7 protein-coding genes and 1 pseudogene are annotated in these 10,706 nt (G+C 45.3%); 6 read left to right on the forward strand and 2 right to left on the reverse strand.

Annotation, left to right across the window (positions count from 1 at the left end; all coding sequences use genetic code 11):
• The first annotated feature begins 28 nt into the window (after positions 1-28).
• The 6 genes from QUA23_RS29905 (at position 29) to QUA23_RS29930 (ending at position 9,344) form a co-directional block, all read left to right on the forward strand.
• Positions 29-454, forward strand: coding sequence for an HAD domain-containing protein (locus tag QUA23_RS29905; protein WP_333079504.1), 426 nt, complete (start codon positions 29-31; stop codon positions 452-454).
• 48 nt (positions 455-502) lie between these two features.
• The gene (locus QUA23_RS29910) at positions 503-1,942 is read left to right on the forward strand and encodes a pentapeptide repeat-containing protein (RefSeq protein ID WP_333079503.1); all 1,440 of its coding nucleotides are present in this window, start codon (positions 503-505) and stop codon (positions 1,940-1,942) included.
• A 98-nt stretch (positions 1,943-2,040) separates the two neighbouring features.
• Positions 2,041-3,774 carry an ATP-binding protein gene (locus tag QUA23_RS29915; RefSeq protein ID WP_333079501.1) on the forward strand — a complete coding sequence of 578 codons (1,734 nt, stop codon included), beginning with the start codon at positions 2,041-2,043 and terminating at the stop codon, positions 3,772-3,774.
• 888 nt (positions 3,775-4,662) lie between these two features.
• Positions 4,663-5,667: an RNA polymerase sigma factor, RpoD/SigA family gene (locus tag QUA23_RS29920; RefSeq protein WP_333079500.1), complete on the forward strand. Its 1,005-nt coding sequence runs from the start codon at positions 4,663-4,665 to the stop codon at positions 5,665-5,667.
• A 467-nt stretch (positions 5,668-6,134) separates the two neighbouring features.
• Positions 6,135-6,632, forward strand: coding sequence for a hypothetical protein (locus QUA23_RS29925; protein ID WP_333079498.1), 498 nt, complete (start codon positions 6,135-6,137; stop codon positions 6,630-6,632).
• Positions 6,633-6,806: 174 nt separating this feature from the next.
• A complete protein-coding gene (locus QUA23_RS29930; protein WP_333079496.1) occupies positions 6,807-9,344 on the forward strand; it encodes a CHASE4 domain-containing protein in 2,538 nt (845 codons plus the stop codon).
• A gap of 57 nt (positions 9,345-9,401) precedes the next feature.
• Here QUA23_RS29930 and cobO read toward each other — a convergent pair whose 3' ends face one another.
• Positions 9,402-10,025 (reverse strand): cob(I)yrinic acid a,c-diamide adenosyltransferase, encoded by a 624-nt coding sequence (cobO, locus tag QUA23_RS29935; protein ID WP_333079494.1) that lies wholly within the window; start codon positions 10,023-10,025, stop codon positions 9,402-9,404.
• Positions 10,026-10,084: 59 nt separating this feature from the next.
• A pseudogene (locus QUA23_RS29940) lies at positions 10,085-10,659 on the reverse strand (Uma2 family endonuclease).
• Positions 10,660-10,706 lie beyond the last annotated feature (47 nt).

A 10,706-nucleotide genomic window follows, 5' to 3' on the forward strand; every position in this document is an offset into this window, starting at 1 on the left:
TGTTCAAGTAAGCAAATCGAAAATTATTTTGCTCACTGCTGTTACTGTACCTTTTAGTCACGCAAAGTGCTGTATAATGAAATTTAATTCAGTTTGCCTTAATCACTTTGAAAATGTTCTTCGTTCCTATCCTAACGCGCGAGTAGTAATTTCATCTTCCTGGCGTGAAATATTTCCTTTCGAGGTAATCCCGCCATTATTTTCACCAGATATCGCTATCCGTATTATCGGATTCACCCCTTTTCTCAACCCCAAAAATATTCACCAACACAAATATTTACGACACCAGGAAGTTCTTGAGTATCTTCGACAAAATCAAGCAGAAAATTCACCTTGGGTAGCCATTGACGATATTCCAGAACACTATCCGCCAGATGCACCAGTTGTGGCTGTTGATGATTACAATGGTTTTGACCAGAACTCAGCAAAGGTACTTTCAGAATATCTAACTTGATTTCAAAGGTTAGGAAAAAAGTATCGGAATAGAGAGGGTAAATTTGACATGGAAATGAACGTTGGTGACTTTCTGCACCGACTCGATCTCAGGGGACAAGCACTTAAAGGTACCAACCTTGGCGGTGCGGAACTCCGGGGAGCCAACCTCCGAGGCACGGATCTCCGAGAAACCAACCTCAGTGGCGCTATGCTCAGGTATGCAGACTTGATTGAAGCCGACCTCAGCGGTGCTAATCTCAGCGGGGCGGATTTAGCTGAATCATTTCTTAATTTAGCTAACCTCACTAGAGCTGATTTGACTGGTGCTGTCCTGCGAGAAGCTAATCTCGTAGGAGCCGAATTCACGGGCGCCAACCTCAAACAAGCAAGTTTGATCAAGGCTAATTTAGTTGGAGCCAATTTTCACGAAGCCAACTTAACCAGAGCCAACCTTAGCGGGGCAGATTTGCGCGGTTCTCAGTTGAGCGGGGCGATTTTAGACAAGGCTGTATACAACAACCGGACTATCTTTCCCGATGATATTGATCCGGGTGCACTGGGAGCATTTTTGCTAGCTCCCAATGCTTCGCTCCCTGGCTTAAATCTGGCTATGGTAGATTTGACCGAAGCCGATTTAAAAGGAGCCGATTTGCGGCGGACAAACTTATACAAAGCTATTTTATTTGGCGCAAAACTCGATCGGGCAAACTTAGCAGGAGCCAACCTCAGCGCAGCGGACTTGAGGGAAGCTAGTTTGAGCGGCACGATTTTGGAGAAAGCTGTTTACAGCAACAAAACATTATTTTCAGAAGGCATTGACCCCGCTCTGGGCGGAGCTTATTTAATTGCTCCCAATGTATCGCTGCAAGGGGTAAACTTAACCGGAGCCGACTTAAACGGGTCAGATTTAAGCGGAGCTAACTTGAGCGGTTCTAACTTAACTTCGGTCAATCTCAAAAATGTAGACCTCAGCAGAGCTAGCTTAAAAAAAGCTTACCTCAAAGGTGCAAACTTGGAGGAAACAGATTTGAGAGGAGCCGATTTAAGCGGCGCAATTTTACACCAAGTAAACTTGAGTTCTGCTGACCTCCGGGGTGTAGACTTAACAAGGGCTGACCTCAGCGGCGCTAATTTAAGGGATGCCGATTTGAGGGAGACAGATTTCACGGGAGCTACTTTGCTGTTCGCTAACTTGAGCGGGGCAGACTTGAGAGGTGTAGACTTGACAAAAGCTGACCTCAGCGGCGCTAAGTTAAACGAAGCTGACCTCAGAAAAGCAGATTTGATGAGAGTTAATTTGGAGGGAGCAGATTTAACTGAGGCAGACTTGAGCGATGCTCATTTATTCCGAGTTAATCTCAGAGGTGCTAACCTGAAAGGTACTAACCTCAAAGGCGCAAGTTTAAAAGGGGTATTTTTGACCGACGCTTATTTGAGCGAAACCGATTTGACCGATATACATCTGAGTCCGAGTTATTTTGAATTGCCACTAGAATCGGAATGGTAATTAGTTGACTGTTAACAATCGAAAATCTAAAATAAAAAATCGCCCAGCGAAAATTGCTCGATTATTAACAATCTAAAATCTAAAATCTAAAATCTAAAATGGATCGACCGTTAGGCTCTGTTATTCAAGGTTCCCTGAGCAAGGGATTAGAAGTGCGACTGCACGCCGACGTTTCGGTGGAAGATATGAGGGTGGGGAAATTTCTAGTAGTGCGGGGGGTGCGATCGCACTTTTTCTGTATGCTCACCGACGTGTCTCTCGGAACTTCTAGCGCCCGCATTTTATCGAATCCTCCCAATCCCGACGACGATTTTCTTCTCGCCGTGCTAGCAGGCAGCAGCACCTACGGTACGATCGAACTGTCGCCGATGTTGATGTTGACTGCTGAGAGAGAAAAACAGCAGGCAATTTTCGACCCGACGAAAAACGGCGGAGTTCGCGAGAATAAGCTGGCGTTAGGAAATTTGGCTTCTTTTGAGTCACAAACCGGCGCGGATATTGAGTTGCTGCCTGTCAAAACTATTCCCAGCCACTTTTCGCAGGTGTTTGATGCCAAAGAAACTGATTTTCGGGCAGTTTTTGGCTGGGAAGATGACCCGTACCGCCGCAATTTTGCGATCGGCAAACCGATTGACATGGACGTTGCTGTGTGCTTGGATTTAGACCGATTTGTGGAACGCAGCAACGGCGTTTTTGGGAAGTCGGGAACGGGAAAATCTTTTCTGACGCGCTTGCTATTGTCGGGAATTATTCGCAAGCAAGCTGCGGTTAATTTAATTTTTGATATGCACTCGGAGTACGGGTGGGAAGCTGTTTCGGAAGGGAAACAGTTCAGCACTGTTAAAGGTTTGCGGCAGTTGTTTCCCGATAAAATTCAGATTTATACCCTCGATCCAGAATCGACCAAACGCCGGGGAGTCCGCGACGCTCAAGAGTTGTTTTTAAGTTTCGATCAAATTGAAGTGGAAGATATCGCGCTAGTGCAGCGCGAGCTAAATTTGTCGGAAGCTAGTATCGAAAATGCGATTATTTTGCGAAATGAGTTGGGCAGTGGTTGGATCAACAAGTTGCTGGAAATGACCAACGAAGATATCCAAATGTTTTGCGAAGAAAAGCGGGGAAATAAGTCTTCGATTATGGCTTTGCAGCGAAAGTTAGAGCGACTCAATGATTTGAAATACATTCGGAAACGCTGTCCAAAAAATTATGTAACTGAAGTTTTACAGTGTTTGGATGGTGGAAAAAATGTAGTAATTGAGTTCGGTTCGCACTCGGATTTGCTGTCCTATATGTTGGCTGCAAACGTGATTACTCGCCGCATTCACCAAGCTTACGTGCGGAAAGCAGAGAAGTTTTTGCAGAGTAAAAATCCGTGCGATCGCCCGCAGCCGTTGGTGATTACCATTGAAGAAGCTCACCGCTTTCTCGATCCGGCGATCGTGCGATCGACTATTTTCGGGACAATTGCCAGAGAAATGCGAAAATACTTTGTCACCCTACTGATTGTAGACCAGCGTCCCTCCGGCATCGATGCCGAAGTCATGTCGCAAGTAGGCACCCGCATTACAGCCTTGTTAAACGACGATAAAGACATCGACGCTATTTTCACCGGCGTTTCAGGAGGGCAGAGTTTGCGTTCAGTTTTGGCAAAACTCGACTCCAAACAGCAAGCATTAGTTTTGGGGCACGCCGTACCCATGCCCGTAGTCGTGCAAACTCGTCCTTACGACGAGCAATTCTACAGAGAAATTGGGGATATTGACTGGCAAGAAATGCCCGATGAACAAGTATTTGCCGAGGCAGAAGCTGCTAAAATGGATTTGGGATTTTAGATTGACAACTGCTAGATTCATTACAGAACTTAGGCAAATGTTACTGTAAATTAGTTATTGCAAAAAATTGGCGATCGCTGGCAATGACAGAAATATCAGATTTTTGCCTGTTTTTGCCTCCGTTATAAACGAAAAAGAGCGATCGAACCTCAAAAAAATTAGGCCCCAGCTTTCAGTCAGAACCTTTTCCCCTTTCACCCCCTCACCCCTCATCCCTGACTACACAAAATTTGCATAAGCTTAAACATGATGGAGATGATGGAGCCTAGGGGCACAATGAAAGTCAAACAGGGCAACAGCCAGCCTTTATACACCTTGTCGTTAGTCGTAGCAGAATTTGATTAGCATATTTAAATAAAAATGTCAACAAATATTTTAAACAGTTACTCCCATCTAATAGGGCGATCGAGTTCGGTTATCTCGCATCCCACCATCTAGGCAGGGAGAAAATTTCAAGCGATGATGGAACAGAGAGCAAAACAAAGCCCTCGAATTGCATGAGTCTGTTTGCATGAGTATTGTGAAGTTGAGTGGCAGTTAAAACTAACAGGGAATTCAAAACCTTAAGGAAAAATGTAGAATCTTGACCTTAAGACAGAGGTTTTTACCCTTTACGATCCTCAAAATTGGGAATAATATTGAGAAAACTAAACTCTTGCTTCACTTCGCCTTGAACTAGCCGTTAAAGCTAGCGAGCTACCGAAAATCGACGGCGATTACTGGAAAATCCAGCACAAAAGTAATCCCAAACAAAAAGCTTCTACCGATCCTCACCGATAAACAGGAGGGAAAACATCCCCCTTGTCGCAGTCTTTATCCCACTTGTAAAAGTGGGAGAGGGTATCACCAACTTTTTATCTGTTGTTACAAGGAGTGCAATACTCACCCATGTCCACCACAACCCCCAAAAACAAAACAGTGAAAGCCGATCGCATGGGCAGCCGGCCATACTCCTCAACGGATACGGTTCGTACCTATCTGCACGAGATCGGTCGCGTACCCCTGCTAACCCGAGAAGAAGAAATTGTTTTCGGGAAGCAGGTGCAGCAAATGATGAAATTAATCGAAGCAAAACAAGCACTTGCTAAAGAATGGCAGCGGGATCTGACGAATCAAGAGTGGGCTGCCGAAATGGAGTTGACCGAACCTGAACTTAGCCGGATCTTACACATAGGGCGGCGGGCCAAGCAAAAGATGATTGAAGCGAATTTGCGGCTAGTAGTGGCGATCGCCAAAAAATACCAGAAACGCAATATGGAATTCTTGGATTTAATTCAAGAAGGCACCCTTGGTTTAGAACGAGGAGTCGAAAAATTTGATCCGATGCGGGGATACAAATTTTCTACCTATGCCTACTGGTGGATTCGCCAAGCAATTACCCGCGCGATCGCCCAACACGCCCGCACAATTCGATTGCCAATTCACATCACCGAAAAACTCAACAAAATCAAAAAAGTGCAGCGGGAACTTACCCAGCAGTTGGGCCGGTCTCCCTCTCCTGCCGAAATTGCTGCAGCTTTGGAACTGCACCCTTCCCAAATTCGGGAATACCTGCTGATGGCAAGACATCCAGTTTCTTTGGACTTGCGGGTAGGAGACAACCAAGATACCGAACTGCAAGAACTCTTAGAAGACGAAACTGCATCTCCAGACAACTACATTACCTCGGAGTTGCTGCGGCAAGACCTCGATACTTTGATATCAGAACTGACCCCCCAGCAGCGAGATGTGATAATTCTGCGCTTCGGTTTGGAGGACGGCACAGAAATGTCTCTGGCGAAAGTCGGAGAACGGTTAAATCTCAGTCGGGAACGGGTGCGGCAGCTAGAACATCAAGCCCTTGCCCACCTGCGGCGCCGCCAATCTCAAGTTCGAGAATACTTGGCTAGTTAGTCACTAATAAAAAAGTTGAGATTTTGGTAAATCTCAACTTTTTTTATGTCTATACCAGTTTAAAAAAAGAATGTTAATGTAGGCCAGCAATTCAAACCATTAGGCAATAGGGCGTTCCCAATTACTGCATTCTTTAATCTCAAACAGGACTGACGCACTATCGAAGTTAAATCAAGGGTTTGAGATTGGTTGACTACGTTGTCTTCGGACAGAAAATCGTAGTACATGCGTCCAAGACTATAAAACTTAAAATCTAAAATGGTATTATTGGACGGGTGGATTTCCCAATCAGGGTGGACGCAAAATTTATCACAACTAATCTTAGATTTAAGTTCAGGCATCGGGCGGGCGATCGTTCCTTCAAGTTAATAGCCAACATTAAGCAAAATACCCGGTTTCTCTACAATCTTTGTGAAACTGGTACAAGAGGCGTTTGGAACCAGCTATTTTAAATTTTGGGGTCTGGAGTGGTTTTGACTTATTTGATATTGACACAAAGTTTAGAAGCGATCGCGATCGTGCTTGCTCTCTGGCCCGGTAACTTGAGCATCGCATTCCCCGCACGCCGGGCACACGACTCGGACATCAAATCCGGCGTTTTAAGCTCGCAATCTCCGCCAAATCCTGAGCCAGATACAGCTAGCACAGGTTTAGCAGATGGCATTTACCTCTACGGCCAGTCGAGCAAGCCAGAGGAAATTAAACAAGAATATTTTGTATTTGAAATGCGGCAGAGTAAGGTAGTCGGCGCTTTTTACCTGCCTCGGTCTGCTTTTTACTGTTTTTACGGCACAAGCGATCGAACTCAGTTAAATTTAATAGTAGTGGACAGTTACGACGGCAGTCGCTCTCCCTACTCCGTAAACCTGCAACAATATTACCCAATTTCCACCATCAGCGACAACGATCGGCGCATCTTGGGTATTTGCAAAGAATCTCACCAACAGCAGGTGTGGGAAAAGTAGGAAACACGCGCTGCGCCACCAGTCAATCGATTTTAGATTTTAGATTTGAAGAAAGCAACCCCACTGATACATCGGGAGTCCCCGGACCAAATTGCTTTCGCTCAGGGTTCAGGAAACAGTAGTAAAATTGCTCCTGAGTTGAGAATTTCGGACGGACACCACACACATGGCAAGATGAAACTGCGTCGGAAAACACTATCGATCATTGGCATTACCATCGCTGGATTGACTGGAATTCTGTATGTCGCCTCCTCAAGCATCCTCTTGGGCAGCATGATCAAAGCAGAGGAACAAGAAGCCACACAGGTTGTCAAGGGAGTGCTCAGCGTGTTCGGGCAAACCGCAGACGAATTCAACTCGCGCTTTGCCGACTGGTCGTCCTGGGACGACACCTACGACTTTATCCAAAACCGCAACTCAGAATACATTGCCTCTAATTTAATTCCAGAAGGGCTGGCTAATATAAGAGTTAATATAGCCATTTTTGTCAATACTTCTGGCAAAATAGTTTATGCTACGGGTTTAGACAGCGAAAAGCTGAAACTAACGCCTGTTCCAGAAGCATTAAAACGGCGCATTTCTCTCAGCGACCCGCTGTTGCAGCACCCCAACGCCAAAAGCAGCCTCGCTGGTATCCTGCTGCTACCGTCAGGGCCAATACTGATTACTTCCCGGCCTATTCTCACGACTAAAAGCACCGGCCCGATCCGAGGTACGCTGATATTCGGGCGCAATTTGGATGCTGCAGGCATTGCGAAGGTTTCTAAAATTACTCGCTTGCCGCTGATCGTACACAGCGTGAATGAGGCTAATTTGCCTGCTGACTTTCAGCAAATGCGGGAGAAACTGTCGGAAAAAAAACCAATTTTGGTGCGTCCTTTAAGCGAAGAGTCGATCGCGGGTTACGCTCTGATCCGCGATATTTACAACCAACCTGCGCTGCTATTGCGGGTTGATATCCCCAGAGAAATATATCGGCAAGGTCAAATTAGTTTGCTGTACCTGCTGGGGTCTGTAGCGTTAGCGGGAGTTGGGTTGGTCGGCTGCACTCTGCTACTGCTAGAGCGTCTGGTGCTGTCTCGGTTGAGCGGTTTGGCGAAAGCAGTGAACCACGTCAGCAGCAGCCAAGACCTCTCGGTGCGACTGCCGGTTACGGGCGAAGACGAGTTGTCCGACCTTGCCCATACTATCAACGGAATGTTGAGTGCGATCGCCCAAGCCGAAAGCGAACAACTTGAGGAAAAAGCCCGATACCGAGCCGTAGTCGAGCAAGCTACAGATTGTATATTCCTGTGGGACGCTCAAACCAAACGCCTTTTGGAAGCCAATACAGCGTTTAGAGACTTGCTCGATTACAGTCCTGATGCGATTTCGCAACTAACTATTTACGATATCATCGCTTACTCTAAAGACCTAATTGACAACAATATCGAGTTGCTGCTGACGGACAAACAATTCAGAATTGGCGAAGTTCTCTACCGTCGCCGAGACGGTTCCTGCGTGGATGTGGAAGTGAGCGGGAGCGTGATTTCCTACGGCGGCCGCGAGATTATTTGCACGGTTGTCCGCGACATTACTGAGCGCAAACAAGCCGAAGCCCAACTGCGAGCCTCGGAAGAACGCTACAGACTTTTGTTTAAAAATAACCCCCATCCGATGTGGGTTTACGATTTAGAAACTCTGGAATTTATAGCCGTCAATCAGGCTGCTGTCAAACACTACGGCTACACTCGCGACGAATTTCTCAACATGACCGTTGCGGACATTCGCCCCCCCCAAGAGCTGCCGAGATTGCTAGAAAATTTCTCCCAAGTAGATGCCGGTATTGAGTTTGCAGGTGTGTGGCAGCACCAGAAAAAAGACGGAACAATTATTGATGTTGAAATTACTTCTTATGCCATGCTATTTGATAGCAGAAATGCTGAATTAGTGCTGGCTCTCGACGTGACCAACCGCTTGCAAGCCGAGGCAGAACTATACAAGGCAAAGGAAGCCGCAGAAGCAGCTAATTTGGCTAAAAGTCAGTTTTTGGCTAACATGAGCCACGAACTGCGAACTCCTCTGAATGCGATTATCGGTTACAGCGAGATTCTGCAAGAAGAGGCTTTAGATTTGGGCGAAGAAAATTTTGTGTCGGATTTGGAGAGAATTCACAATTCAGGCCAGCTTTTACTTTCCTTAATTAATGATATTCTGGACTTGTCGAAGATTGAAGCCGGTCACGCGGAACTTGAATTAGAAACTTTTGACGTGTCGGAGGCAGTTCAAGATGTAGCCAGAACTGTTGAACCGCTATTTTTACGAAACACTAATCGCCTGAATGTGGAGTGTCCTAATAATATGGGCGAATTGTATTCCGATCAAATTAAGTTTACTCAAATTTTATTTAATTTGCTCAGCAATGCAGCTAAGTTTACTCATAAAGGGACAATTACACTCAGCGTTGAAAAAATTAAAAATGACGAGAATAGTTGGGATTCAGAACAATTAATTATTAAGTGTACGGATACGGGAATTGGGATTACTCCTGAACAGCTACAAAAGTTATTTCAACCTTTTACGCAAGCTGATGCTTCGACTACCCGCAAGTACGGAGGTACGGGTTTGGGTTTGGCAATAGCGCAGAAATACTCTCAGATGCTGGGGGGAGAAATTACTGTGAGTAGCGAGTTTGGCAAGGGGTCAACTTTTACTTTAACGTTGCCAGCTTAGGATACATTTAAGATTTTAGATGTGAGATTGGTGAAAAAGTCCTGACTGCACAAAACATTAATACTCAATACCTGGTTGAGCTTTAATACCTTGTTCTCGGAATGGATGCTTAACTAATGTCATTTCTGTCACCAAATCGGCTCGTTCAATTAGTGCATCTGGCGCGCCTCTGCCTGTTAAAATAATGTGGGTTTGTTCTGGTTTTTTTTCTAACCCGGAGATTACTTGCTCTACGCGCAAATAACCTAGTTTTAATGCTATATTAACTTCATCTAAAAGAACTAATTTAAATTCGGGATTGCAGATGAAAGTTAGGGATTTTTCCCAGGCTTTTTGAGCTGTTTCGATATCTCGATCGCGGTCTTGCGTGTCCCAGGTAAAGCCTTCCCCCATTGCGTGGAATTCTAGCTGTTTTTCCCAGAGTTGAAAAACGGCTTTTTCTGCAGGTTCCCAAGCTCCCTTAATAAATTGTACTATGGCGACGCGGTATCCGTGACCGAGCGATCGCACAACCATTCCCAAAGCGGCCGTGGTTTTGCCTTTACCGTTGCCCGTATTGACTATAATTAAACCTTTTTCTTTGGAGGAGTTAGCGATTCGCTGTGATTGCACTTCTTGGCGGCGCTGCATTTTCTGTTTGTGCTGTTCGGCTGTTAAGCCAGTGGTTTCTTTAGTTTCCATTAGATTTTTTTTAACCGCAAATGAACGTCAATAGACGCTGATGGATGAAGACTTGTTAGTTATTGCCAGACTAGCTGCAAGTTTAGCACGAAACCCGGTAAAACATCTTCTCCTGAAAGTTCTGCAGGAGATTCCAGTATTTCGACTTCTTGTCCTTGGCGATAGATTTCAACTCGGCGGGTTTTGCGGTTGATTAACCAGCCTAGTTTTACTTGGTTATTCATGTATTCTTGCATTTTGTCTTGGACATCTTTTAAACTATCGGTGGGCGACATTAATTCCAAGACAAAATCGGGGGCGATGGGAGGGAATTTTTGTTTTTGTTCGGCAGTAAGTGCGTCCCATCTTTCCTTTTTTATCCAAGAGACATCGGGAGAACGATTTGCACCGCTGGGCAGTTTGAAGCAAGTTGAAGAATCGAAACAAATTCCCCGTTGGGTTTGTCGGTTCCAAATTCCCAAATCAGTAGCTATTTCAAAGTTGTAATTTCCTGTTTCTCCTCCGGTAGGTGGCCTGATGATTATTTCTCCTTTGGCATTGCGCTCAAATTTGACATCGGGTTTTCGCGACACAATTGATAAAATTGGTCGTCGGTTAGTTTAACTACAGCACTTTGCTTAACGATTAGGTACAATAGTAGAGGTGATAAGAAAGAGAAAAATGAAACCCTACTCCCTAGAT

The sequence above is a fragment of the Microcoleus sp. Pol1C5 genome, from assembly GCF_036701115.1.
In the GTDB taxonomy this organism is placed as follows: domain Bacteria; phylum Cyanobacteriota; class Cyanobacteriia; order Cyanobacteriales; family Microcoleaceae; genus Microcoleus.